The sequence below is a fragment of the Allobosea sp. Tri-44 genome (assembly GCF_004123845.1).
GTDB lineage: Bacteria > Pseudomonadota > Alphaproteobacteria > Rhizobiales > Beijerinckiaceae > Allobosea.
Window position 1 is genome coordinate 187,332 of sequence record NZ_NBDP01000064.1, and the last position, 23,192, is coordinate 210,523.

Annotated in this window: 23 protein-coding genes; 11 read left to right on the forward strand and 12 right to left on the reverse strand. The window is 64.7% G+C overall.

Annotation, left to right across the window (positions count from 1 at the left end; all coding sequences use genetic code 11):
- Window positions 1-12: 12 nt before the first annotated feature.
- Genes B6S44_RS28680 through B6S44_RS28690 form a run of 3 tightly spaced genes read right to left on the reverse strand, consistent with a single transcriptional unit; the run spans window position 13 to window position 2,293 of the window.
- On the reverse strand, window positions 13-846 hold the full coding sequence (locus tag B6S44_RS28680; protein ID WP_129160416.1) for a shikimate dehydrogenase: 834 nt from the start codon (window positions 844-846) through the stop codon (window positions 13-15).
- The gene (locus tag B6S44_RS28685; protein ID WP_129160417.1) at window positions 843-1,466 is read right to left on the reverse strand and encodes a Maf family protein; all 624 of its coding nucleotides are present in this window, start codon (window positions 1,464-1,466) and stop codon (window positions 843-845) included. Before B6S44_RS28685 ends, B6S44_RS28680 begins: the two co-directional genes overlap by 4 nt.
- Window positions 1,463-2,293, reverse strand: a complete 831-nt coding sequence (locus B6S44_RS28690; RefSeq protein ID WP_129160418.1) for a pyruvate, water dikinase regulatory protein — start codon at window positions 2,291-2,293, stop codon at window positions 1,463-1,465. Before B6S44_RS28690 ends, B6S44_RS28685 begins: the two co-directional genes overlap by 4 nt.
- Window positions 2,294-2,732: 439 nt before the next feature.
- Here B6S44_RS28690 and hemE point away from each other — a divergent pair, with 439 nt between their 5' ends.
- The 3 genes from hemE (at window position 2,733) to rho (ending at window position 5,692) form a co-directional block, all read left to right on the forward strand.
- The gene (hemE, locus tag B6S44_RS28695; RefSeq protein WP_465246147.1) at window positions 2,733-3,767 is read left to right on the forward strand and encodes a uroporphyrinogen decarboxylase; all 1,035 of its coding nucleotides are present in this window, start codon (window positions 2,733-2,735) and stop codon (window positions 3,765-3,767) included.
- A 12-nt stretch (window positions 3,768-3,779) separates the two neighbouring features.
- Window positions 3,780-4,205, forward strand: coding sequence for a protoporphyrinogen oxidase HemJ (gene hemJ / locus B6S44_RS28700; RefSeq protein ID WP_129160420.1), 426 nt, complete (start codon window positions 3,780-3,782; stop codon window positions 4,203-4,205).
- Between the two features lie 221 nt (window positions 4,206-4,426).
- A complete protein-coding gene (rho, locus tag B6S44_RS28705; protein WP_126114687.1) occupies window positions 4,427-5,692 on the forward strand; it encodes a transcription termination factor Rho in 1,266 nt (421 codons plus the stop codon).
- A 79-nt stretch (window positions 5,693-5,771) separates the two neighbouring features.
- On the opposite strand, the gene B6S44_RS28710 is transcribed toward rho, so the two are convergent.
- The gene (locus B6S44_RS28710) at window positions 5,772-7,769 is read right to left on the reverse strand and encodes a thioredoxin domain-containing protein (RefSeq protein WP_129160421.1); all 1,998 of its coding nucleotides are present in this window, start codon (window positions 7,767-7,769) and stop codon (window positions 5,772-5,774) included.
- A 38-nt stretch (window positions 7,770-7,807) separates the two neighbouring features.
- Between B6S44_RS28710 and mnmE the strand changes: the two genes are divergently transcribed.
- Genes mnmE through B6S44_RS28735 form a run of 5 tightly spaced genes read left to right on the forward strand, consistent with a single transcriptional unit; the run spans window position 7,808 to window position 13,456 of the window.
- On the forward strand, window positions 7,808-9,112 hold the full coding sequence (gene mnmE / locus B6S44_RS28715) for a tRNA uridine-5-carboxymethylaminomethyl(34) synthesis GTPase MnmE (RefSeq protein WP_129160422.1): 1,305 nt from the start codon (window positions 7,808-7,810) through the stop codon (window positions 9,110-9,112).
- A gap of 46 nt (window positions 9,113-9,158) precedes the next feature.
- Window positions 9,159-11,063 carry a tRNA uridine-5-carboxymethylaminomethyl(34) synthesis enzyme MnmG gene (gene mnmG / locus B6S44_RS28720; protein ID WP_129160423.1) on the forward strand — a complete coding sequence of 635 codons (1,905 nt, stop codon included), beginning with the start codon at window positions 9,159-9,161 and terminating at the stop codon, window positions 11,061-11,063.
- On the forward strand, window positions 11,060-11,713 hold the full coding sequence (rsmG, locus tag B6S44_RS28725; protein ID WP_129160424.1) for a 16S rRNA (guanine(527)-N(7))-methyltransferase RsmG: 654 nt from the start codon (window positions 11,060-11,062) through the stop codon (window positions 11,711-11,713). The genes mnmG and rsmG overlap by 4 nt, the downstream gene beginning before the upstream one ends.
- A complete protein-coding gene (locus B6S44_RS28730) occupies window positions 11,713-12,540 on the forward strand; it encodes a ParA family protein (protein ID WP_129160425.1) in 828 nt (275 codons plus the stop codon). The genes rsmG and B6S44_RS28730 overlap by 1 nt, the downstream gene beginning before the upstream one ends.
- Window positions 12,541-12,571: 31 nt before the next feature.
- Entirely contained in the window at window positions 12,572-13,456 is an 885-nt protein-coding gene (locus B6S44_RS28735) for a ParB/RepB/Spo0J family partition protein (RefSeq protein WP_129160426.1), read from the forward strand.
- On the opposite strand, the gene holA is transcribed toward B6S44_RS28735, so the two are convergent.
- The 3 genes from holA to leuS are packed head-to-tail and all read right to left on the reverse strand — an operon-like array spanning window position 13,457 to window position 17,647.
- On the reverse strand, window positions 13,457-14,479 hold the full coding sequence (gene holA, locus B6S44_RS28740) for a DNA polymerase III subunit delta (protein WP_129160427.1): 1,023 nt from the start codon (window positions 14,477-14,479) through the stop codon (window positions 13,457-13,459).
- 11 nt (window positions 14,480-14,490) lie between these two features.
- Window positions 14,491-15,012: an LPS assembly lipoprotein LptE gene (gene lptE, locus B6S44_RS28745; RefSeq protein ID WP_164986001.1), complete on the reverse strand. Its 522-nt coding sequence runs from the start codon at window positions 15,010-15,012 to the stop codon at window positions 14,491-14,493.
- A 10-nt stretch (window positions 15,013-15,022) separates the two neighbouring features.
- Entirely contained in the window at window positions 15,023-17,647 is a 2,625-nt protein-coding gene (gene leuS / locus B6S44_RS28750; protein ID WP_129160429.1) for a leucine--tRNA ligase, read from the reverse strand.
- 240 nt (window positions 17,648-17,887) lie between these two features.
- On the opposite strand from leuS, the gene B6S44_RS28755 reads away from it, so the two are divergent.
- Window positions 17,888-18,553 (forward strand): YggS family pyridoxal phosphate-dependent enzyme, encoded by a 666-nt coding sequence (locus B6S44_RS28755; RefSeq protein WP_129160430.1) that lies wholly within the window; start codon window positions 17,888-17,890, stop codon window positions 18,551-18,553.
- A 21-nt stretch (window positions 18,554-18,574) separates the two neighbouring features.
- Here the strand turns inward: B6S44_RS28755 and B6S44_RS28760 are convergent, their stop codons facing one another.
- Window positions 18,575-18,952 carry a glyoxalase superfamily protein gene (locus B6S44_RS28760; protein ID WP_129160431.1) on the reverse strand — a complete coding sequence of 126 codons (378 nt, stop codon included), beginning with the start codon at window positions 18,950-18,952 and terminating at the stop codon, window positions 18,575-18,577.
- A gap of 129 nt (window positions 18,953-19,081) precedes the next feature.
- Window positions 19,082-19,636: a L,D-transpeptidase family protein gene (locus tag B6S44_RS28765; RefSeq protein WP_129160432.1), complete on the reverse strand. Its 555-nt coding sequence runs from the start codon at window positions 19,634-19,636 to the stop codon at window positions 19,082-19,084.
- Window positions 19,637-19,832: 196 nt separating this feature from the next.
- On the opposite strand from B6S44_RS28765, the gene B6S44_RS28770 reads away from it, so the two are divergent.
- Together B6S44_RS28770 and B6S44_RS28775 are read left to right on the forward strand one after the other, a co-directional pair.
- On the forward strand, window positions 19,833-20,519 hold the full coding sequence (locus B6S44_RS28770; RefSeq protein ID WP_126114700.1) for a response regulator transcription factor: 687 nt from the start codon (window positions 19,833-19,835) through the stop codon (window positions 20,517-20,519).
- A 5-nt stretch (window positions 20,520-20,524) separates the two neighbouring features.
- Window positions 20,525-20,989 (forward strand): cyclic nucleotide-binding domain-containing protein, encoded by a 465-nt coding sequence (locus tag B6S44_RS28775; RefSeq protein WP_110493339.1) that lies wholly within the window; start codon window positions 20,525-20,527, stop codon window positions 20,987-20,989.
- Window positions 20,990-20,995: 6 nt separating this feature from the next.
- Here the strand turns inward: B6S44_RS28775 and xth are convergent, their stop codons facing one another.
- The 3 genes from xth to B6S44_RS28790 all read right to left on the reverse strand — a co-directional run.
- Window positions 20,996-21,811 carry an exodeoxyribonuclease III gene (xth, locus tag B6S44_RS28780; protein WP_129160433.1) on the reverse strand — a complete coding sequence of 272 codons (816 nt, stop codon included), beginning with the start codon at window positions 21,809-21,811 and terminating at the stop codon, window positions 20,996-20,998.
- 177 nt (window positions 21,812-21,988) lie between these two features.
- Window positions 21,989-22,831: an outer membrane lipoprotein carrier protein LolA gene (locus B6S44_RS28785; protein WP_129160434.1), complete on the reverse strand. Its 843-nt coding sequence runs from the start codon at window positions 22,829-22,831 to the stop codon at window positions 21,989-21,991.
- A gap of 152 nt (window positions 22,832-22,983) precedes the next feature.
- A partial coding sequence (locus tag B6S44_RS28790) for a DNA translocase FtsK (protein ID WP_282568209.1) occupies window positions 22,984-23,192 on the reverse strand: 209 nt, incomplete at its 5' end.

Genomic DNA, 23,192 nt, shown 5'->3' on the forward strand with positions numbered 1-23,192 from the left:
CCACCATCACGCTCATGCAGCGGGAATATCGGCTTCGAGCTTGGCCCGGAGGGCGGCCGTCACCTGCGGACGAATACCGAACCAGCGCTCGAAACCCGGCACCGCCTGGTGCAGCAGCATGCCGAGCCCATCGACGGGAACGCCGCCAAGACGCCTGGCCTCGGCGAGCAATGGCGTCTCCAACGGAACGTAGACGATGTCGTCGACAATGGTGCCCGGACGCAAACCTGAGAGATCGATCGCCAAGGGCGGCTGGCCGCGCATGCCGAGCGAGGTCGTATTCACGATCAGATCGCTTTCACCGACCAACTGGGCGATCTCTTGCCAGGGCCGGGCCTCGACCTCTTTCGGAAAGGCTGCCGCCAGCTCGAGAGCACGCTCGGGGCTGCGGTTGACCAGGAGGATACGGCGGATGCCGCGCTCGGGGAGACCATAGATCACAGCGCGGGCTGCTCCACCGGCACCGAGGATGAGCGCCTTTTCGGTCTGCCCAGCCCAGCCCGGCAGGCAAGCATCGAGATGGGCAAGGAAGCCATAGGCGTCGGTGTTGTCGCCATGGAGCCGGCCATCTTCCATCCAGAGCGTGTTGGCGGCGCCCATTGCCCGCGCCGTCTCGCTAACTTCGTCGAGCAGAGGCAGCACCACCTCCTTGTTCGGCACGGTGACGTTGCCGCCCAAAAACTCGCCGGCTCGCAGTCGCGCGATGAGAGCCGCAACTTGGGCAGGCGGTACCTCGACGCGCTCGTAGCTACCTGCCAGCCCGTGCTCGGCGAGCCAATGGCCATGGATCAACGGCGAGCGGGAGTGCGCGACCGGGTGGCCGATGATGAAGCAACGTTTGGTCATGGGATGAGATCGAGGGCGCGGAGCGTGGCGAGCAGGCCCAGCATCGGCAGGCCGAGGATGGTGAAATGATCACCTTCGATCGCCTCGAACAGATGGATGCCGAGACCTTCCAGCTGGTAGCCGCCGACGCTCATGGTTGCTGCCCGGCCGGCCTGGGCGACATATTGCTCGATGAAATTCTGCGTCAGCGGACGCATTGCGAGCGTCGCGCTGCTGGCGCCTCGCCCGATGACGTTGCCATCCCGCGCGAGTACGAAAGCGGAAGTGAGTTCGTGCTGCCGGCCGGCGAGCGCCGCGATCTGCCGATGAGCAGCGGAGGCATCGTCCGGCTTATGAAACGGACGTCCTTCGCAAGTCAGCATCTGGTCGGCCGAAAGGACGATGCGTCCTGGAGCGACAGGCGAGACCGACAAGGCCTTGGCTTCCGCCAGCGCGGCAGCGACCCCCGCCGGCGGGCCGCCCATGGCTAGGTATTCCGCTTCGATCGCGCGCTCGTCGACGACCGGCTTGATCACCTCGACCTGAAGGCCACCCGCTTCGAGCAGCTGAAGCCGGGTCGCGCTGCCGGAGGCGAGGACGAGAGGTGTATCGCCGCGCCAGAATGTCGCCTGGCCCGTCACGTTGCGATGAACTTCATGCGGTGGTCGCGTAGCAGATCGAGAATTCCCGCAGCCGTTTCCTCGATCGAGCGCCGGGTGACATCGATCACCGGCCAGCCCCGGCGCGCGCAGAGCCGACGCGACTGGGTGACTTCGTCTGCGACCGCGTCGGGGTCGACATAGGGCGTCTCGTCATCCGCTTTCAGCGACAGCAGCCGGTTCTGGCGGATCTGGATGATGCGTTCGGCACTGGCGACGAGGCCAACGACCAACGGCTTCTTCAAGCTCTCGAGCTCTACCGGCAGTGGCACATTGGGCACGAGCGGAATGTTGGCGGTCTTGATGCCACGATTGGCGAGATAGATACTCGTCGGCGTCTTCGAGGTCCGGCTGATGCCGACGAGGATGACATCGGCGCTTTCGAGATCGCCGCCGAGCTGGCCGTCATCATGCATCAGCGTGTAGTTCATCGCGTCGATCCGCCGGAAGTACTCGGCGTTGAGCATGTGCTGTGCACCGGGCCGCGGCGCTGCGGCCTGGCCGAGATAGGACTGGAACAGCGACAGCACGGGCTGCAGCACCGAAAGGCACGGGCAGCCGATCTCGCGGCAGAAGGCCTCCAGCCGCTCCGACCATTCCGGCTCGACCAGGGTATAGAGCACCACGCCTGGAGAGGTCTCGATCTCGGCGAGCACGCGCGACAGCTGGTTCTCGGAGCGGACGAGCGGGTAGACATGCTCGATCGCCGAGACCGCTTCATATTGCGCAGCAGCGGCCCGGCTGACCGCAATCAGGGTCTCGCCGGTCGCGTCGGAGACGAGGTGCAGGTGAAAATAGTTGCGCGCCACGGCTTCCCCCCGCCGGCTGTTCTCGATTCAGCTCTAGAGCCGATCCGCGAGCGAGGGAATCCCCTTTCCGTCCAACCCTACGGTCAGGAGCTAGTTTCACGCGCGGGACAAGTGGGGATAACCGGGCTCAGCGGGCGCCCAGTCGCAAAGCGGCGGGATAACTCGGCCAAAGCTCAACAGGCATCTGCCTGTGGGCTGGATCTGGATGTTTCACGTGAATCATTTTGGGACGCGGCGCGAGGTCGCGCCTCAAGCCAAAAAGCAATTCGTTAAGAAACTGTTAAGCCCCCGCCGTCGGGGCAGATGCCATCATGCTCGCCGAAGCGCGGCCTGTGGACCGGTTGTGGACAATCTTGGGGCGGGCTATGTGCCCCTACCCAACAGTCAAAACAGAAGACTCTCTTAGAAGAGATTCTTTAGAAGAAGGGCCCAGAGCCCGGTGCCTTTCATGAGCCAGAGCCTCTTCCTCCGCACTCTTTCCAGTGAGACGCTGCCGAAGCCTCCGCTTTGGATGATGCGCCAGGCCGGGCGCTATCTGCCAGAGTATCGCGAGCTCCGGGCCAAGGCCGGCGGATTTCTCGAGCTCTGCTACAATCCGGACATGGCGGCGGAAGTGACTCTGCAGCCGATCAGGCGCTTCGGCTTCGATGCCGCGATCCTGTTCTCCGACATTCTCGTGATACCGCATGCGCTCGGGCAAAAGCTCTGGTTTGCGCAAGGCGAAGGACCGCGGCTGGAGCCTGTTGCCGACGAAAGCCGATTTGGCGAGATCCGCGAGGAGATCGATCCGGACGTGCTTGCGCCGGTCTACGAGACTGTTCGCCGGGTGAAGGCTGCCCTGCCCGCGGGAACGGCGCTCATCGGCTTCTGCGGGGCGCCGTGGACAGTCGCGACCTATATGGTTGCCGGACGTGGCACGCCGGATCAAGGGCCTGCGAAAGATCTGTTCCAGCGCGACCCGGCCCTGTTTGCCAGGCTGATCGACCGCCTGGTGGTGAACTCGGCAGATTATCTCAACGCGCAGATTTCTGCCGGCGTAGACGTCGTGCAGATATTCGACAGCTGGGCTGGCTCGCTCGGTCCGGACGATTTCAAGCGCTGGTGCATCGAGCCGACGCAGCGGATCGTCGATCTGGTTCGGGTGCGCCACCCCCAAGCGAAGATCATCGGCTTTCCGCGTGGCGCCGGCACCGGCATTCCCGATTATGTTCGTGGGACCGGTATCGATGCGGTCGGGCTCGAAACCGAGATCGACCGGGACTTCGTGCGCAAGGCGATCCAGACGCTGGTGCCGGTGCAAGGTCACCTCGATCCGCAGGTGCTGCGTGCGGGTGGTCCGGAGCTGGATCGTGAGATCGCGGCGATCCGTGCGGCATTCGGCGCAGGTCCGTTCGTCTTCAATCTGGGGCATGGCATCTTGCCGGACACGCCGATCGCTCATGTCGAGCGGCTGGTCGAGTTGGTGCGCGCCTAAAGGATCGATCCAATGGCTTACGAATGGATCAAGGCTTTCCATGTGATGGCGGTGATCGCCTGGATGGCCGGAATGCTCTATCTGCCGCGCCTGATGGTCTATCATGCCGAGGCGCAGACCGGCTCGATCCAGTCCGAGACCTTCAAGATCATGGAGCGCCGGCTGCTCAAGGGGATCATCAATCCTTCGATGATCGTTGCCTGGGTGCTCGGGCTCTACCTCGCCTGGAGCGCTTTCGGCTTCAAGGGCGGCTGGCTGCATGGCAAGATCGCCCTGGTCCTTGTCCTCTCTGGCTTGCATGGCTACCTGTCCGGCAGGGTCAGGGCCTTTGCCGAAGACCGCAACGACAAGCCTGCGCGCTTCTATCGCATTCTCAATGAGGTCCCGGCGCTGCTGATGGCTGGAATCGTCATCCTGGTGATCGTCAAGCCGTTCTGAATTCGGCGCGGTTTCCCGCTTGAGCCGGGCGGGGAAAGCGGTTATCAAGCCTCTGCGCCTTCTGTTCGCGTCCTTCCCTATCGTCGACGGTTCGTGCCACGGCAGCTTTCGCCAGCCGGCACGACATCCTGACAAGTGGGGCTCCCAGCCCTTCGTCCCCGTCGATCCCTCCGCTGCCGTCCGGCCTGCCCCGATGCAGGCCTGCTCAACCCGGGTGCCCCATGCGGGAAATCAAACTCCACGAACTCAAGGCGAAATCGCCGACCGAGCTGCTCACCTTTGCCGAAGGCATGGAGGTCGAGAACGCGAGCACGATGCGCAAGCAGGAGCTCATGTTTGCGATCCTGAAGCAGCTCGCCTCCCAGGAAACCGAGATCCTCGGCGAAGGCGTCGTCGAAGTCCTGCAGGACGGTTTCGGCTTCCTGCGCTCCTCCGACTCAAATTATCTGCCGGGCCCGGACGACATCTATGTCTCGCCCTCGCAGATCAGAAAGTTCGGCCTGCGCACCGGCGATACCGTCGAAGGCCCGATCCGCGGGCCGAAGGACGGCGAGCGCTATTTCGCCCTGCTCAAGGTCAACACGATCAATTTCGAGGATCCGGAGAAGATCAAGCACAAGATCCACTTCGACAACCTGACGCCGCTCTATCCCGATGAGCGGCTGAAGCTCGAGGTGCAGGATCCGACCAAGAAGGATTTCTCGCCGCGCGTCATCGACATCGTCGCGCCGATCGGCAAGGGCCAGCGCGCCCTGATCGTGGCGCCGCCTCGTACCGGCAAGACCGTGCTGCTGCAGAACATCGCGCAGTCGATCACGACCAACCATCCCGAGTGCTATCTGATCGTGCTGCTGATCGACGAGCGGCCGGAAGAAGTCACCGACATGCAGCGCTCGGTGAAGGGTGAGGTGGTGTCCTCGACCTTCGACGAGCCGGCGACCCGTCACGTGCAGGTTGCGGAGATGGTGATCGAGAAGGCCAAGCGCCTGGTCGAGCACGGCCGCGACGTCGTCATCCTGCTCGATTCGATCACCCGTCTCGGCCGCGCCTACAACACGGTGGTGCCGTCCTCCGGCAAGGTCCTGACCGGTGGTGTCGACGCCAATGCGCTGCAGAGGCCGAAACGCTTCTTCGGTGCGGCCCGCAATATCGAAGAGGGCGGCTCGCTGACCATTGTCGCGACGGCGCTGATCGATACCGGCAGCCGCATGGACGAGGTGATCTTCGAGGAGTTCAAGGGCACCGGTAACTCGGAAATCATTCTCGACCGCAAGGTGGCCGACAAGCGCATCTTCCCGGCGATCGACATCATCAAGTCCGGCACCCGCAAGGAAGAGCTCATCACGCCGCGCTCGGATCTGCAGAAGACCTATGTGCTGCGCCGCATCCTCAACCCGATGGGCCCGCAGGACGCGATCGAGTTCCTCTTGGACAAGCTGCGCCAGACCAAACAGAACTCCGAGTTCTTCGACTCGATGAACACCTGATCGACAATCATCGACCCGGCGACAGTGAAAGGCCTCGGCGTTTGCCGGGGCCTTTTCTTTTGTGGCGCGCTCTGAGGCGTCAGCGCGCGCTCGCGAGCGCCTCCGCCAATCGATTCGGCTCGGTGACGGGCGGTAGGCAGCGGCCATGCAAGCAGACGAACGCGGCGCCCTCGCCTGCCTGCCGGGCATAGGCATGGGCGGGGTGCCCGGCAGGCAATCCGTCCGGCTCGGTGCAATCGACCAGCATGGTCGTCAGGTGCGGTAGTGCCAAGGCTGCCTGGCGGAATGTCCCGCGGTTCGGGCCGGCCAGCACGACCTCGACGCCGTTACGCGCGAGGTCATAGGCGTTGAGCACCGAGCCATGCGCCATTGGGGCATGCGCGGCTGCGGCGAGTATGACCGCCAGGAATCGGTCGGCCCGCTCACGGTCCTCCGGCAATCCGGTCTGAGCCGCGATCCGCAACAGGTTTGCTGCATGCAGCCCGTTGGCGTTCGGTACGGCGTCATCGTGAGTCGGCCTGGGTATGACCGGTAGTGCCGCACTGTCCGCACGAGTCATGCGAAGGAGGCCCGAGTCGGCCTCGCGGTAATACCGATCGAGATGCACACTCCAGCGCCTGGCGAGGTCGAAGTAGTGCCGATCGCCGGTCGCGTCATGAAGGGCGAGTGCCGCCTCGGCCATAGCGGCGTGGTCGAGCGCGAAACCTGGAGCGATCAGCCGGCCGGCGCGGAAGGAATGAGCCAATCCGTCGCCATCCACCATGGATTCGGAGACGAAACGGAAAGCACGGCTGGCAAGATCGAGCCAATCCCTGCGGCCGAGAATGCCGGCTGCGCGCGCGAGGCCGGAGATCATCAACCCGTTCCAGTCGGCGAGGATCTTGTCGTCGAGCCCGGGCGGGATGCGTTCGCTACGGGCCTCCAGCAGACGGACACGGAGCTCGGCGAGGTTGGCTCCGACTTCTGGAAGGGGATCGGGCGTATCAAGCCGGTTGAGGATGGTGTGGCCTTCCCAATTTCCGCCTGCGGTCACGTCATAGTGCCGGGCGAAGAGGACGGCATCGTCAGCTCCGAGAATCTCCGTCAGCTCGGGAAGTGTCCAGACATAGAACTTGCCCTCCACCCCTTCCGAATCGGCATCGAGGCTGGCGGCGAACGCGCCTTCCGGCAGCAGCATGTCGCGATTGAGCCAGGCGACGATGCCATCGGCCGCCTCGCGTAGCAGAACATCGCCAGCGCGGGTGGCCTCGAGCGCATAGAGCGGCAGCAGCTGCGCATTGTCGTAGAGCATCTTCTCGAAATGCGGCACGAGCCAGCGTTCGTCGACGGCATAGCGCGCAAAGCCGCCGCCGAGATGGTCATGGATGCCGCCGCGCGCCATCTGCACCAGGGTGCGATTGGCAGATTCGCGGGAGGCCTCGTCGCCGCTGCGGGCGCCATGGCGCCAGAGCAATTCGACCAGGCCCGGGTTCGGGAATTTTGGTGCTCCGCCGAGGCCGCCATGATCACGGTCGAAGCGGCGCGCGATCTGGCTCGCGAGATGCTCGAGATCGGGCTCGCCTACTTCGGGTACGCGCTGCAGGCTCTGCTGCAGCGCTTCGCCGATTGCCGAAGCATTGCGGCCGATGCGTTCGCGGTCGCTTCGATAAAGCCCGGAGATCTGCCTGAGGACATCGACGAACCCAGGCCGGCCATAGCGCGAGGTCGGCGGAAAATAGGTGCCGCCCCAGAACGGTGCGCCCTGGCTGTCGAGGAACATGGTCAGCGGCCAGCCACCCTGCTCTCCGAGCGTATGCAGGGCGCTCATATAGACATGGTCGATGTCGGGCCGCTCCTCGCGGTCGACCTTGATGTTCACGAAGAGCTCGTTCATCACCGCAGCGATGGCCGGGTTCTCGAAGCTCTCATGCGCCATGACATGGCACCAATGGCAGGCCGCATAGCCGACAGACAGCAGGACGGGGCGATCGCAGACGCGTGCTTGCGCGAAAGCGTCGTCGCTCCATTCCCACCAGTCGACGGGGTTGTCGCGGTGCTGCAGCAGATAGGGACTGGCGGCATGCTTCAGACGGTTCATCTCGAAAGCTCCAGCCTTGGTGAAAAGGGCGCCTGAGGATGCGAGCCTATCCGACGATTGTGGCACTGTCCTCCGGTGCCGGACGAGCCGGTGTCGCGGTGGTGCGCGTCTCGGGCGAGCGCGCCCGATTCGCCCTCGAAACGATCGCAGGAGCTGTACCGGGGGCACGCAAGGCCGCTTACCGAGCCCTGCGCGATCACGATGGCGCGGTCATCGACCATAGCCTGGTGCTGTTCTTTCCCGGCCCGGCGAGCTTCACGGGCGAGGATGTCGCCGAATTCCATATCCATGGCTCGCGTGCTGTGCTGTCGCGCCTGCTGGCCGTGCTTACCGGGCTACCCGGTTTGCGCCTGGCGGAAGCCGGTGAGTTCACCCGCCGTGCCTTCGAGGCTGGTAAGCTCGATCTCGCAGCCGTCGAGGGCCTCGCCGACCTGATCGATTCGGAGACGGAATGGCAGCGCAGGCAGGCACTGCGGCAGATGGAAGGTGCGCTCGGCCGCGCAGCCGGTGAATGGCGACGCGCGCTGATCAAGGCGATGACGCTGCTCGAGGCCGAGATCGACTTCTCCGATGAGGGCGATGTCGGCGGCCCGCTGATTGCCGACGCCGTTGCTGAAGCACAGGGCGTGCTCGGCAGCCTGCGTTCTGCACTCGGCAGCTTCGCGGCGGGCGAGCGAGTTCGCGAGGGCTTCGTCGTCGTGCTTGCCGGACCACCCAATGCCGGCAAATCCAGCCTGCTCAATGCGCTCGCCCGACGCGACGTTGCGATCGTCTCGCCCATTGCCGGCACGACCCGCGATGCCATCGAGGTCAGGCTGGACCTCGGCGGCATCCCCGTCGTGCTGGTCGATACCGCCGGCCTGCGCGAGAGCAGTGACGCGATCGAGGCCGAGGGCGTGAGGCGAGCCCGGCAGAAAGCAGCCCATGCAGATCTGGTGTTGCGTTTGCGATCGCCCGATTCGGACCCGGAACGAGCCGATAGTGAGGGGGACGACCTTGCTGTCGCGACGATGATCGACCTTGGTGGAGTTGCTCGCCCCGGGGAAATCGGCGTGTCAGCGGTTACTGGCGCGGGCCTGCCCGAGCTGATCGACATTATCGCATCTCGCCTTGGCAAGCTGGGCCAGGCAGAACCTGCGCTCGTCACCCGCGAGCGTCAGCGTGTTGCGGTTGCGGATGCTGCCACTGCGATCGAACGTGCCGGCATGTTATCGCATGAGCAGTCGGAGCTGATCGCGGAAGAGCTGCGCATCGCTGTCAGAGCGCTGGAGCGCTTGATCGGCAAGGTCGACGTCGAGGATGTGCTCGACAGCCTGTTCTCCGGCTTCTGCATCGGCAAATAGGCGGTTTTCATTGACCTTGCGGTCCTGCTTGACTAGCGAATTGGACATGTTGAATGCACAGGTGAACCAGCACTACGATGTCGTCGTGGTGGGCGGCGGCCATGCCGGGGCAGAGGCCGCGGCTGCGGCGGCGCGTGCCGGCGCGAGGACGGCGCTGATCACCCAGCAGATCGCCACTGTCGGAGCGATGTCCTGCAACCCGGCGATCGGCGGACTCGGCAAGGGCCATCTCGTCCGTGAGATCGATGCGCTCGACGGGATCATGGCGCGCTGCGCCGACCAGGGTGGCATCCAGTTCCGCATGCTCAACCGTCGCAAGGGGCCGGCGGTGCGGGGGCCAAGGGCGCAGGCCGATCGCAGGCTCTACCGGGAGGCGGTTCAGGCTTCGCTGGCTGCTCAGGACAATCTCACCTTGGTCGAGGGCGAGGCGTTCGATCTGGACATCGTTGCCGGCGCGGTTACTGGCGTCGTACTCGCGGACGGTCGTCGATTCGCCTGCGGAACGGTCGTGCTCACCACCGGCACCTTCCTGCGTGGCTTGATCCATATCGGGGAGAAGAAGATTCCGGCTGGTCGCGTCGGCGAGGCGCCCTCGCTTGGCCTCTCCGCCACGCTGGAACGACACGGCTTTCCATTGGGCCGGCTGAAGACCGGGACACCGCCGCGACTGGACGGCCGCACGATCGACTGGTCCGGTCTGGAGATGCAGCCCGGTGACGACCCGCCCGAACCGTTCTCGGCGATGACCGATGCGATCACAACACCGCAGATCAGCTGCGGCGTGACGCGGACGACGCTGGCGACGCATGAGCTGATCCGCGCCAATCTGCATCGGGCACCGATGTTCTCCGGCCAGATCGAGGGGCGCGGGCCGCGCTATTGCCCGTCGATCGAGGACAAGGTCGGCCGCTTCGGCGACCGCGACGGCCACCAGATATTTCTCGAGCCCGAGGGCCTCGACGATCCCACGGTCTACCCGAACGGGATCTCGACCTCGCTGCCGGAGGACGTCCAGCTCGGGCTATTGAAGACGATTCCGGGCCTTGAGCGCGCGGCGATGCTGCGACCGGGCTATGCGATCGAGTACGACTACGTCGATCCTCGCGCGCTGAAGCCGACGCTGGAGACGCGCGCGATCAGCGGGCTCTTCCTCGCCGGGCAGATCAACGGCACGACAGGCTACGAGGAAGCGGCTGCGCAGGGTTTGCTCGCTGGTCTCAACGCTGCGCGGAGAACTGGCGGCAGCGTGGCCCTTAGTCTGGATCGCACGCAATCCTATATCGGCGTGATGGTCGATGATCTCGTGACGCGCGGCGTTACGGAGCCGTATCGAATGTTCACCTCCCGCGCCGAATTTCGGCTGTCGCTCCGGGTCGACAATGCCGATGAGCGCTTGACGCCGCTTGGTATCGCGCAAGGGCTGGTCAGCAGCGCCCGTCGCGAGCGCTATGAGAGCCGCCAGTCAGAGATCGTTAAGCTTACCGAAGTGTTGCGTCAGCGGACCTTGTCGCCTAACGAGGCGGCTGCCGCCGGACTGGAGCTGAATCGGGATGGCGTCAGGCGCTCGGCCTTCCAGATCCTGTCCTATCCGGCGATCGATTTTGCGGCACTACTCCGGGTCTGGCCCGATCTTGAGGCGTTTTCCGAGGCGGCACGGGCACGCGTCGCGGCGGATGCGACCTATGCCGTCTATCTCGACCGGCAGGCGGCCGAGATCGATTCCTATCAACGCGACCAGGCGCTCCCACTACCAAGCGATCTCGATCTCGATGGAATCTCTGGTCTGTCGAATGAACTTCGCGCCAAGCTCCGCGCCTCCTGGCCGGATAATCTGGCGCAAGCCGGGCGCATCGAGGGTATGACCCCAGCGGCGCTGACCCTGCTGGCAGCGCATGCCCGCAAGCGCCAGGCCGGGCGCTCGACCGCCAGCGCGGAGACACTTACCCTGTGAGTTCTGTTGATAAGGGGGATAACGAAGATCGCCGTTACGCTTTTCGCTTGACGCCTGTTTCACGTGAAACAGAGGAGCGCCTCGCCGTTCTTGTCGGGGAGCTGCGGCGCTGGCAGAAGGCGAAAAATCTCGTCTCGGATGCGACGCTCGATGCGGTCTGGACCCGACATGTCGCCGATTCCTTGCAGTTGCTCGACCGTGCGCCGCAGGCGCGGCGCTGGCTTGACCTCGGCTCGGGCGGCGGTTTTCCAGGTCTCGTGCTCGGTATCAGACTTGCCGAACTTAGCGGCCATATCGATCTGGTCGAGAGCAATGCCCGGAAATGCGCTTTCCTGCGTCACGCCGCACGGCTGACCGGGGCGCCGGTGACGGTGCATAACGCTCGCATCGAGGATGTGGCCGACGATTTTATCGGCAAGGTCGAGGCCGTGACGGCGCGGGCGCTGGCGCCGCTGCCGCTGTTGCTCGACTGGTGCAAAGAGCTGTTGAGAACCGGGGTGGTGGGAGTCTTTCCCAAGGGACAACATCTAGATGCGGAATTGACCGCCGCGGCTAAATATTGGAAGATTCAGGCCACAACGTTTCCATCCTTGACGGATTCGGCGGCCGCTATCCTGGTGATCAGCGGCGCCGAGAAACGGGCCGATTGATGACCGATTCTCAGCCTATCTCCATTCCCACGCGTCCGCGCGTGCTGGCGCTCGCCAATCAGAAGGGCGGGGTCGGGAAGACCACAACCGCGATCAACCTCGGGACCGCGCTCGCCGCCATCGGCGAGAAGGTGCTGATCATCGACCTCGACCCGCAGGGTAACGCCTCGACTGGGCTCGGCGTCGATCGCAAGAGCCGGAAGGCGTCGACCTATGATGTGCTCTGCGGCGATATCGGGTTGGGCATGGCGATGCAGGCTACAGCCGTTCCCAATCTATTCCTGGCGCCGTCGACGCTCGATTTGCTTGGTGTCGAGCTTGAGATCGCCAGTGCTAAGGATCGCGCGACGCGATTGAAGAAGGCGATCGACGAGCTGGTGGACGATCAGCGCTGCAGCGACCTGACCTATATCCTGATCGACTGCCCGCCCTCGCTGAGCCTGATCACGATCAACGCCATGACGGCCGCGGACGCCGTGCTGGTGCCGCTGCAATGCGAGTTCTTTGCGCTCGAAGGCCTCAGCCAGCTGCTCAAAACGGTCGAGCAGGTTCGCGCCGGCCTCAACCCGCGCCTGATGATCCAAGGGGTGGTGCTGACCATGTACGACCCGCGCAACAACCTCTCCGGCCAGGTCATGGCCGATGTCCGCGATTTTCTTGGCGACAAGGTCTACGAGACGGTGATTCCACGCAATGTGCGGATCTCGGAGGCGCCATCCTATGGCAAGCCGGCGCTGCTCTATGATCTGCGCTGCGCGGGCTCGCAGGCCTATCTGAAGCTGGCCTCGGAGGTGATCAAGCGCGAGCGCACGCTGCGCGCCGCCTGATCGGCACAAAAAAGGTTCAAGAGGAATGGCAATGGTCGAGGAACAGGGGCGCTCGCGTCTTGGCCGGGGTCTCGCTGCGCTGATAGGCGATGTCGGAGACGAGATCGGCGCGCTCGAGCGCGCGCGTGGTCAGCGCAAGGTCCCCGTCGAGTTCCTGCGTCCGAATGCGCGTAACCCGCGCAAGACCTTCAATGATGCGGAGTTGGAGGACCTCGCCGCCTCGGTGCGCGAGCGCGGTATCCTGCAGCCGATCATCGTGCGCTCGATCCCGGGTATGATCGACGCCTACGAGATCATCGCCGGCGAGCGGCGCTGGCGTGCCGCGCAGCGAGCGGAACTGCACGATGTCCCGGTCATCCTGGTCGAGGCCAATGACCGCGAGGCGCTTGAGATCGCCATCGTCGAGAACGTCCAGCGCGCCGATCTCAACGCCATGGAAGAGGCGGCCGGCTATGAGCGTCTGATCGCCGAATTCGATTACACCCAGAATGATCTTGCCAAGGTGATTGGCAAGAGCCGCTCGCATGTGGCGAACACGTTGCGCCTGAGCAAATTGCCTGAGCCGGTCAAGCAAATGGTCAGCGAAGGCTTGGTCTCGGCCGGCCACGCGCGCGCACTTCTCGCTGTTTCGGATCCGGAACAGGTGGCGAAACGCATTGTCGAACAAGGCCTTACCGTGCGCGATATCGAGCGCCTCGGCCAGGACGAAGCCCGCAGTGAGAACAAGCCGGTGCGGGCTGCCGCCGTGCCGAAGCCGGAGAAGGATCCGGACACGCGCGCAGTCGAGAATGCTCTGGAAGAGGCACTTGGCCTTGGCGTCTCGATCCAGCACCGTGCCAATGGTGGCGGTGAGATGAAGATCAGCTACAAGACGCTGGAGCAGCTCGATGCGCTCTGCCGGCGATTGAAGGCCTGATCAGCGGCCCTTGCCGGACATCCGGCTGAGCGTCCAGAGCGCACGGGCGGCGATGGGTTTCGCCATGTCGCCGTCGCGGCGCACGGCGAGGATTGCCGTGCCCAGGATGGGTACGGCGTCGCGCAATCGGGCCGCCGGCCAGGCACTGAGCGCTGCTTCCGCGGTCGCTAGGCGCGGATAGGGCATCCGCATGGCGCCGACCGCTTCGCGCGCTGGCTTGCCGTTCTCAATAGCCAGTTTCGCCTTCAGCAAAGCCAGCGCATGGCGCAGCACCGCGCCGAGCAGCACGCCCTGGTCGAGCCCCTCGCCAGCAAGCTTGGCGAGCGCCAGATCGAGGCTAGGCAGGCGGCCGGCGAAAACGGCATCGACCACGCCGGCCTGTTCGCGCTGAGCGGTATCGCCGACGACGGCTTCGACATGATCGGCCGTCAAGGCCGGGTCATTGCCGGCATAGACAATCAGCTTGTCGATCTCCTGTCGGGAGGTCTGGCGATCGCCGCCGAGCAGGCTGATCAAAAGATCGCGGGTGCTTCGATCAATGCTTTTGCCGGCAGCTCGCGCCATCTCGTCGACGATCGTGCCTAGGTCGCGGGCTGCATCGCCATAACAGGGTACGGCAAGCGCGGATTTCGCGCGTTCGCAGGCGGTCCGCAGCGGATTGCTCTTCTGCAGGTCGCCCGCTTCGATGACGACAATCGCATCCTGCGATGGCGTCGCCAGCAATGGTTCTATCGCGGCTACCAGCGGCCGCGAGGTCGGCGAGACGCGGATTGCGCGGCGCCCGCCGAACAGGCCGATCGTGTTGGCTTCATCGACGAGCTTCAGCGGATCGGAGGCGACGGCGTCGCCGTCCATGCGGATCAGCTGGAAGGCGTCCTGCGGGTCGTCGACGCTGCTGCGGGCCAGCGCCGCGGCTCGTTCGGAGATCAGCCCGGCATCGGGACCATAGAAGAGGAACAGGCGCCAGGACGGGTCCGGACGCGCAAGCGCGCGGTCGGCCTCATGCGCCTTAACCATCGCCATCGAAAGCGGCCTCAGCCGCTGACGAGCGCGGCAGCGACGCGAGCCTTGATCAATTGAGCCAGGTTCTTCGCAGCACGAACTTGCGCATCGCGCGCGGCGCGCAGCGAGGCGAAACGCTGCTGCGAGCGCTCATAGGGCGCCCGGACAACGCTTTGGCCCGAAGCCACCACTTCGGTCGAGCCGGCGCGGACCAATTGCCAGTCGGCGGTGGCAACCAGAACAGCGGAGTCGGCGCGGCCATTGGCGTAGTCGACGGTGATGACCTCTAGCGTTTCGCTCGTGGTCGCGGTCAGCTTCAGAATCTTCTGCCGGTCGGGCGCGCCGCCGCCGTCGAATTCGAAGACGAGCTCGTTGCGCAGATAATGGCCGACCAGCCCCTTGATCTCCGGCACCTCGATGCCGAGCATCGCATTGCGGACGTTGCCGCCGACCTTGCTGACCGTGCCTTCGCCATAAAGCGGCTGAAAGCAGCCGCCGGCGAGCGCGGCAAGGGCGAGCACGGCCGCGAGTGCCAGTGGACGGCGGCGCGTCATGGCTCCGGTCTCAGACGACAACATTTACGATCCTCCCCGGCACCACGATCACCTTGCGGATCGGCCGGTTCTCGAGAGCCTTGGCGACTGCCTCGGAGGCGCGCACGATCGCCTCGACCGCCACCGTATCGGCATCGGCGGGCACCGTCACCTCTGCCCGCTTCTTACCGTTGACCTGTACCGGCAGCACCTTGCTGTCATCCTGTAACAAATCCGTTTCCGTTTCGGCCCAGGCGGCTTCGCCAGCGAGGCCCGGCAGGCCGAGAGCCTGCCAGCATTCCTCGGCCAGATGCGGCATCATCGGGGCGACAAGCTGCGTGGCGATCATGGCGGATTCATGCAGTGCGAAGGCGATATCGGCGGGGACATCGGCCGACTCGGCCGCAGCGTCGAGGGCTTTGCCGATGGCGTTGGTCAGCGTGTAGACATGCGCGACGCAACGGTTGAAGGCGAGCCGCTCGATATCGGCGCCGACGGCATGAAGGGCGCGATGGCTCGCCTTGCGCAAGGCGAGCGCGGCTTCGGAGAAGCTCGTCGGCTTGGCGGGCGCCCCACCCACACGCTCGCCGATCTCGGCGACGAGGCGCCAGAGCCGCTGCACGAAGCGGGCTGCGCCCTGCACGCCTTCATCACTCCAGATCACGTCGCGATCGGGCGGCGAATCGGAAAGCATGAACCAGCGAGCGGTGTCGGCGCCGTAGGAGGCGATGATGTCGTCGGGGTCGACGACATTCTTCTTGGACTTCGACATTTTCTCGATCGAGCCGATCTCGATCGGGGCTCCGGTGTCGACGTCGAAGCCGCGGCGCTCGTTGCCGGCCGTCTCGATCCGGACATTGCCGGGCTCGACCCAGGAGCCGTCCTCAGCCCGATAGGTTTCGTGGACGACCATGCCTTGCGTGAACATGCCGTCGAAAGGCTCGTCCAGGCCGGCATGGCCGGTCGCCTTCATCGCCCGGGTGAAGAAGCGCGAATAGAGCAGGTGCAGGATCGCATGCTCGACGCCGCCGATATACTGGTCGATCGGCAGGAAGCGGTCGACGGCCTTGCGGTCGGTCGGGCTGTCCGTGCGCCAGGGATCGGTGAAGCGGGCAAAGTACCAGGACGAATCGACGAAGGTGTCCATGGTGTCGGTCTCGCGCCGCGCCTTGCTGCCGCATTGCGGGCAGGCGACGTGCTTCCAGCTCGGATGGTGGTCGAGCGGATTGCCGGGCTTGTCAAACGAGACGTCGTCGGGAAGCTTGACCGGCAGATCCTGTTCCGGCACCGGTACGACGCCGCAGCTCTCGCAATGGATGATCGGGATCGGGCAGCCCCAGTAGCGCTGACGCGAGATACCCCAGTCGCGCAGGCGGAAGTTGACCTTGCGCTGGGCGACCGGACGGTTGCCGCGGGCTTCTGCCTCCAGGCGCCTGGCGACGTCTTCTTTCGCCTCCGGAATGGTCATGCCATCGAGGAAGCGCGAATTTATCATGCGGCCATCGTCGACATAGGCGGTGTCGGTGATGACGAAGCTCGCCGGGTCTACGCCTTCAGGGCAGACGACTGGGGTGTTGCCGAGCCCGTATTTGTTGACGAAGTCGAGGTCGCGCTGATCATGCGCCGGGCAGCCAAAGATCGCGCCGGTGCCGTATTCCATCAAAACGAAGTTCGCGACATAGACCGGCAAAGTCCATTTTGGATCAAAGGGATGGATGGCACGCAGGCCGGTGTCGAAGCCCTGTTTCTCGGCTTTGTCGATATTTTCCTGGGCGGTTCCAGTCTTCTTGCACTCGGCAATAAAGTCCTGCAGCGCCGGATTCGTTTCGGCTGCAGCCTTGGCCAAAGGATGGTCAGGCGCGACCGCGATGAACTTCGCGCCGAACAGCGTGTCGGGGCGCGTCGTGTAAACCTCGATCTCGCTCTGACTCAGTGGATTCGATTCGATTGCGAAACGAACCAGTAGCCCTTCCGAGCGGCCGATCCAGTTCTTCTGCATCAGCCGGACCTTGTCCGGCCAGCGGGTCAGTCCATCGAGCGCGTCATTCAGCTCCTGGCCGAACGCGGTGATCTTGAAAAACCACTGGGTCAGCTCGCGGATCTCGACCGGCGCGCCCGAGCGCCAGCCGCGGCCGTCGATGACCTGCTCGTTGGCGAGCACGGTCTCGTCGACCGGATCCCAGTTGACCTTGGCGGTCTTGCGGTCGACCAACCCGGCTTTCAGGAAATCGAGAAAGAGCTTCTGCTGGTGCTGGTAATAGCTGGCGTCACAGGTCGCCAGTTCGCGGCTCCAGTCGAGCGACAGGCCCATGGACTGCAGCTGGCCGCGCATGGTCGCGATATTGGCATAGGTCCAGTCGCGCGGATGGACCTTGTTGGCCTTGGCGGCATTCTCGGCCGGCAGGCCGAAGGCGTCCCAGCCCATCGGGTGCAGCACGGCAAAGCCCTTGGCGCGCTTGTAGCGCGCGACCACATCGCCCATCGCGTAGTTGCGAACGTGACCCATATGGATGCGCCCCGACGGATAGGGGAACATTTCGAGCACGTAATAGCTCGGCCGCGGGTCGTCGTTGCGGGTCTCGAAGAGCTTGCGCTCATCCCAGACCTTGCGCCATTTCGGCTCGGCTTCCTTCGGATTATAGCGTTCGACGGCCATGCTGATCGTGTCGTTCTTGCGTGATCGGAGTTGCGCGGCGAGAGCCGGATGCTTTGAGATGGGTGCGCGCTGCGCGCCCATCTCAAAGCTGAATCCGTCTCTCACTCAAGAGTCAAAGCAGGATTCTGGCGAAAAACCGGTTCCCACTTTTTCGCATCCTGCTTAGGACACGAAGCAGCGCGCCGGGTCAACGTTCAGAGCGGCTTGGGCGCCGTGCGTGGCGGATGAAAGGCGACGGCGATGCAGGATGTTGCGGCAAGACTGCAGGAGACGCGGGCGGCGATCGCCCGGGCTGCGCGCGATTTCGGCCGCAAGCCCGAGGCCGTGACGCTGGTCGCGGTCTCCAAGACCAAGCCGGCGGAGGCGATCCTGCCGGCACTGGAGGCCGGGCAGGTCGATTTCGGCGAGAACTACGTCCAGGAGGCCAGCGCCAAGTGGCCGGCGCTGCGCGAGCGCTTCCCGCAAGCAACGCTGCACATGATCGGACCGCTGCAGTCCAACAAGGCGCGCGATGCGGTCGCGCTCTTCGACGTGATCCATTCACTCGACCGCGAGAGCCTCGCCAAGGAACTGGCGCGCGAGATCGAGCGCGCCGGCAAGGCACCGCGGCTGATCGTGCAGGTCAATACCGGCGCCGAGCCGCAGAAGGGCGGCGTTCTGCCCGGCGAGATCGACGCCTTCCTCGAGCTGTGCCGAACCCGCTATGGGCTCACGATCGCTGGGCTGATGTGCATTCCCCCGGCTGAGGATCAGCCCTCGCCGCATTTCGGCCTGCTCGCCAAGATCGCCAGGCGTAACGGCCTGGCGATCCTGTCGATGGGGATGAGCGCCGACTACGAGGCAGCGATCCAGCTCGGCGCCACCCATGTCCGGGTTGGCAGCGCGATTTTTGGCGCGCGCGGCTGACACCGCATAGACGCCGATAATTTAGATCGGCTGGCCGACGTCGATGCGATTGCCGTCAGGGTCCTCGAAGACGAAAGCGCGCAGACCGTAATCCTGGTCGCGCAGACCCTTTACGATGCGCAGCCCGTGACCGCGGCAGAGCTCGTGAAAGGCATCGGCGTTCTCGACCATCATATGGGCGATGTTGAAGGGCGCGGCCTCATGATCCTTCTGCAGGGTCAGATGGATTTCGGCCCTGCCCTTCTTGAGGATCATGAAGCCGACCGGCTGGCCGTTCTCGAAGGTCTTGGTGAAGCCGAGCACGCCGACATAGAAGGCGTAGGCGCGGTCCATGTCGCTGACGGGGAACATCGCGGCGACACGGCCGAAGCCGATCTCGGTCGAGGGTGAATCAGTCATGGCACAGTCTCATGCTGGAAGCCGACCTCGCTGAACGGGACGGTGCCCGTGCAATCTGGCGCTCCTGAAATCGATCGATGAGACGGTGCTCGAAGCCAGTATCCTCGGTCCGCGCCAGCTTGCAAGCGGTTAGCGCACCACGATGGCGCAGCGCCGCGCCAGCCGCGGCAGCACCTTGCCGAAGATGTCGCCGGTCACGGCGACGCAGCCGGCCGTCGGCGTGAAGCCCGGCCGGGCGAGATGCCAGAAGATGGCGCTGCCACGGCCGCGCTGGACCGGAGCATCGTTCCAGCCGAGCTCGACGATGACATCGTAGAGATTGTCGGCGCGAGCGAGCCGCTCCTCGGCCTCTCCGGGCGGCCGGTCGATCAGGCGGTTGTAGCGCCGGTCCTTCGTATCGTCGCACCAGGCGTCGCGCGGCGTGATGGCGCGGACCGGCAGCAGACTTGACGGCCGTGGCAGCCTGTCGGCGCGGTAGAAGACCCGGCGCAGCGGCAACGTGGCCCGTGGCGTGCCGCCATCGCCCTCACGCTTGGCGACGACGCCGCCGGAGCGGCCGAGCGCGCAGGGAAAGGTCGCGGAGCCGGCGATCAGGAAACCCTGGCGGCGATCGCGCACCGAGCGCACCACCACGATCCGGGTCAATCGCTTGCCGCCTGCGGCGCCATCATCACGTCTTTTCACAGGACATCCATCTTGCGTGATCTACGGCCCGTTTGGCGCCATCCAGCGTGCTTTCCGTTTGACCGGTGCGAGCCGGGCAGTCAGAATCTGCGCTGAACTCAATATGTTGGAGCATGGGCCCGCCCGTAAAGGTGGCTCCCACTTCTCCCGAACATGCTCTAATGTCGCGCGAACGCAGAACGGGCTGAATCGCTCCATGTCGGCTACCCATCATATCCTGCTCGTCGACGACGACCAGACCTTGCGCGATGCGCTCGCCGAGCAGCTCGCTCTCTATGACGAATTCAAGGTGTCGTCGTCGCCGACAGCGACGGCGAGCCTGAAGGCGGTGCAGGCCGAGCGTATCGATCTCGTCGTCATGGATGTCGGCCTGCCCGACATGGACGGCCGCGAGGCCGTGAAGCTGATGCGCAAGAACGGCTTCAAGGGGCCGGTGGTAATGCTGACCGGGCAGGGCTCGGATGCCGACACCGTTCTCGGGCTGGAAGCCGGCGCCAACGACTATGTGGTGAAGCCGTTCAAGTTCGCGGTGCTGCTGGCGCGTATCCGTGCGCACTTAAGGCAATACGAGGCGAGCGAGGATGCCATTTTTCAGGTTGGGCCGTATACATTTCACCCCGGTTCCAAGCTCCTCGTCAGTGCCAAGGGCTCGAAGACCAAGCTGACGGAGAAGGAGACAGCGATCCTGCGCTTCCTTTATCGCGCCGGTCGCAAGCCGATCGCGCGCGAGACGCTGCTGCAGGAGGTCTGGGGCTATAACTCCCAGGTCACGACGCACACGCTCGAGACCCACATCTACCGCCTGCGCCAGAAGATCGAGCCGGACCCCGCCAATGCACGGCTGCTCGTCACCGATGCCGGCGGCTACCGGCTGAATCCGTAGTCTGAATGTCGCTCAACGACGACATCACCTTGCTGGCCCGTCAGCCGCTGCTGGGCCTGATGGATCGCGATGCGTTGCGTCTCGTCGCCTTCGCGGCCGAGACCCGGACCCTGCGCGCAGGCGACGTGCTGTTCCGGCGCGGCGAGGGCTCGGACGGAGCTTTTCTCGTCGTCTCCGGGACGGTGGCGCTGAAGCGCGAGGATGATGGCAGGCCGGCAGACGAGGTCGTAGGACCAGGCGCACTGATCGGCGAACTCGCGCTGTTCACGGCACTGGAGCGGCCGGTGACGGCGATCGCGCGCGAGCCGACGCAAGTGATGCGCCTGGCGCGCAGCGTGATGCGCCGCGTCCTCGGCGAATCACCGGATTCTGCGCAGGCGATCGCAGCAGCGGTTGCCGAGCGCCTGCATGATTTCAACAGCGAGCTCGCTTCGGTCGGGGCGGCGCTCAGGGCGATCGACCTGCGCTGACGGTAGTCAGAGCTCCAGCTGGACCGTCACCGGAACGTGATCAGAGGGGCGTTCCCAGCCGCGGGCCTCGCTCAGGAAGGAGAGGTTGCGCAGCGTCGGCTTCAGCCCCTCCGAAAGCCAGATATGGTCGAGACGGCGGCCGCGATTCGAGGCCTGCCAGTCGGCGGCGCGGTAGCTCCACCAGCTGTAGAGTTTTTCCGGCTCGGGCCTGAGCGTGCGGGCGGCATCCGTCCAGCCGAGCTCACTGCGCAGCTTTTCCAGCGTCGAGGTCTCGATCGGGGTGTGGCTGACGACGTCGAGCAGCTGCTTATGGCTCCAGACATCGTGCTCATAGGGCGCAATGTTGAGATCGCCGACCAGAATGCTCGGCCGGCCCGCCGGATTGCGGGCGACGCCCCAGGCGCCGATGGCGTCGAGGAACTGCAGCTTGTGGGCGAATTTCGGATTGGCTTCGGGATCGGCGATGTCGCCGCCCGCCGGGATGTAGAAATTATGGATGGCGATGCCGGCAGCCGCGCCGGCGCCCTGGTCGAGCACGACAGTCATATGGCGGGCGTCGTTGCGCTCGCACATCGCCATCGCCTCCTGCTCCGAGAAGGGCAGCTTGGAGACGATGGCGACGCCATTATAGCCCTTGTTGCCGATGAAGGCTTGGTGAACATAGCCTGCTTCGGTGAAGGCCTTGGCCGGAAACTGCTCGTCCGGCGTCTTGGTCTCCTGCAGGCAGAGGACGTCGGGCTGATGGGTCTTCAGGAAGTCGGTGACCATCCCGATGCGCAGGCGCACCGAGTTGATGTTCCAGGTGGTGACGTCGAGCTTCACGGGGGAATTCCGGCCGGGAGGGAGCCGGAAACTGGGTCGTCAGGCTGTGAAAAGCAAGCGCTGCTGTGCCGGTGTCGTCATTGCGAGGAGCGAAAGCGACGAAGCAGTCCAAGAGAGTCTAGAGCGCTGCCGCTCCTGGATTGCTTCGCTACGCTCGCAATGACGTCATGATGCCGTTCAGAGCACGCGCTCGTAATTGATGACAAAATTCTTCTGGTCGGGCCGGCGCTGGGTGTCGAGATTATAGACCGAGACCGAGGTCTCGTAGCCCTGCGGGTCGATCACCACCCATTGCCGCAGCGCATTGGCGGCAAGGTCGAAGTTCAGCGTGATCTTGGAGGTGCCGCCCAAGGTCGAGCGGTCCTCGAGCTTGAGCGAGAGGATGTCGCCCTTGGTGCTGACGCCGGTGACGATGCTGTCCTTTTCGAGGTTCATCTGCTCCTTGAGCAGGAACTTTAGCGGCGTCTGGCCGATCGAATAGAGATCCTGGGTGGCGAGCTTGCGGTCACGAATCGCCACCGAAGTCCCGTCGGCGATGACCTCCATCGTCACGGGCGGCCGGTACTCGAAGCGCATCTTGCCCGGACGCTGGATATAGAGCTTGCCCTCGAAGCGACGTCCGTCCGCGGCGAACTGGATGAAATCGCCTTGCAGCGTCGAGAAACCGTTGAAATAGGTGTTCAGCCGCTCAACCGCCTCTGCCTTCGACAGGGGAGCGCTTGGCCTCGACGGCTTGGCAGCCGGCGTCGCGCGCGGCTCGTTGTTCGCGGTGACGACCGGCTCTGGTGCGGGCGGCGGTGCCGATGCGGTCGAGGCGGGTTGTGCAGCGGCTTCGGTACGCGGCAGGCCGAGGCCGGCTGGCCGGATCGGCGGCAAGGGAAACGCTCGCTGGGCGGCGCGCGGCGCCGCCGGCTGCGCCGTGGGCTTGATGTCGAGCGGCTGGGCGAAGACCGGGCCCGACGCCAGCGCGAGCGCCAGGGCGGCGGCTGCGAGGGCTGGCATGGGCGAGAAATTGGTCATGGAGCTCGGATGTCCGGTTGGCGGCCTTCTGGCGGAATATCGTGCCGCCACAGCTGGCGGGCAAGGGTTCAACGCGTCAGTGGGCGGAGAAGTTGCACCGGGGTGATGGCATTTTCAGGACCGGTTTCGCGCCACTTGGCCGCGCCCGCCCGTCAGTCCTCGTCTTCTCTTGCTCTTCCGGCTTCGACGAGAATCTCGCGTTTGCCGGCGTGGTTTGCCGGTCCGACGATGCCTTCGTTCTCCATCCGCTCCATGATCGAGGCGGCGCGGTTGTAGCCGATCTGCAGGCGGCGCTGGATGTAGGAGGTCGAGGCCTTCTTGTCGCGCAGCACGACCGCCACCGCCTGCTCATAGGGATCGT